Source organism: Burkholderia sp. BC1 (genome assembly GCF_052683555.1).
Genome location: NZ_JBQYLP010000170.1, coordinates 1 through 1,394, shown reverse-complemented (window position 1 = coordinate 1,394; position 1,394 = coordinate 1). Strand labels below are relative to the sequence as shown.

The following is a 1,394-nucleotide window of genomic DNA, read 5'->3' as shown; positions in this document are numbered from 1 at the left end:
CGGCTACGTCTGCGATGACCGCCGAGCCGAATAAATCAGCGTTTCCCTAAGAGGTTGGCACTTGAGTATCTAGCGGAGCAGCAGGCGCAACCCGGGGGCGTTCCTTGTGCGATTGTTGATTCGAGAATGGTCGAGGGCAATGAGGGGTGGTATTTCGCATATCAGTCGGTCGAATTCTTAACTACAGGAGATATCAACGCGTCTCTCGTGGGGAACTGGCCGGTCTTCGTTAGTAGGGACGGCCTTCGTGTCGGTCCGCGTCGGCCGGATAAACTGCGCTAGCCGAAGGGCAGTGCAGGTGAGGGATAGGTTGCGCCGGCTATTGCGCGGCAGCAGGAGTGAGACGAACCCGGCCGTGTGCCGGGTTCGTCGTTTGTGGCGTCGTCAAATGCGACGACTCTATCGTCCGAATTACGTCGATCGTGACCGTCCGCGAGTCGACCCCAGGCCGCTAGAAAATCGTCCCTGCCACCTCACGTCGCACGTCCTCGTCACGGTGCATTTGCTGAATTCCATCGATCGCGCGCTGTAACCACGCGTTGGCAATGACGCGATGTTCATCGTGTTGCCGGTCGGCCGTCGCGGCCGTGGAATTGCGCAATTGCTCGCTGCGGATCGTCAACGAAATCTCCCCTTGAAATGGTACAGACATGACGCACGTACCAAAACGCGTGCGAAGCGTGCTGCGAGTCGTGCTGGTATTGGGTTAGCGGCGGTGCGCGGAAAAGTATGCAGGCTCGATGTGGAGCCCAGTCGGCCGGCCCGTAAGCCAAGCGTAGCAATGCTTTGCGAGGTGGTGCAAACTGCACCGCGTGACATTCACCGACGTCCACCGCGAAGCGGCGTGCGATGTTCACCAGGCAGGCGGCGGCCGAGCTGAGGAGCACAAGAGGAGCCGCGCGAGGCGTTCCGGTTCGCGCGACCGACGCGCAGCGACTCACTGGGGCGACACGCAACTGCAGCTCCACCTTGCGCCGCTGGTGGAGCTCGAATGCGTGATCGCGCATAACGGTCGTAACGGCAGGCCAGGTAGCGTGCCGCTAGACCTTGCGACGACTGGCGGAAGCGCGGGCTTCGAGGTGAAGGACTCAATATCGCCACGAACACGAATGGACTGGTTCACACTGTCTCGCAGCAGACGATCGAGCGCTCGTAAAATCTGCCGACAGGCGTGCAGCAGCAGATCATCATAGATGCGCGAGGGCAGACGGTAACCAACGCTCAAATGAGCGCAATTGTTCGTGGAATCGTGCAGAAATCCAACGGGATCGTTAGTCCAGGAGCGATATAGTTCAAATGACGAAGATTGGTTTCCACGGTGGCTGCCGTATATGCGAGCTTGGTCCTAGGGAAACGCTGATCAATGGACCAACTTCCGAAGTTGCAGGCGAGAT

At 59.2% G+C, this 1,394-nt stretch carries 2 protein-coding genes; one reads left to right on the top strand and one right to left on the bottom strand.

The window, feature by feature from the left end:
- Positions 1 to 54: 54 nt before the first annotated feature.
- On the top strand, positions 55 to 282 hold the full coding sequence (locus tag ACSHSS_RS30170) for a YrhB domain-containing protein (protein ID WP_445545970.1): 228 nt from the start codon (positions 55 to 57) through the stop codon (positions 280 to 282).
- Between the two features lie 169 nt (positions 283 to 451).
- On the opposite strand, the gene ACSHSS_RS30165 is transcribed toward ACSHSS_RS30170, so the two are convergent.
- Positions 452 to 622 (bottom strand): hypothetical protein, encoded by a 171-nt coding sequence (locus ACSHSS_RS30165; protein WP_445545969.1) that lies wholly within the window; start codon positions 620 to 622, stop codon positions 452 to 454.
- Positions 623 to 1,394: the final 772 nt, after the last annotated feature.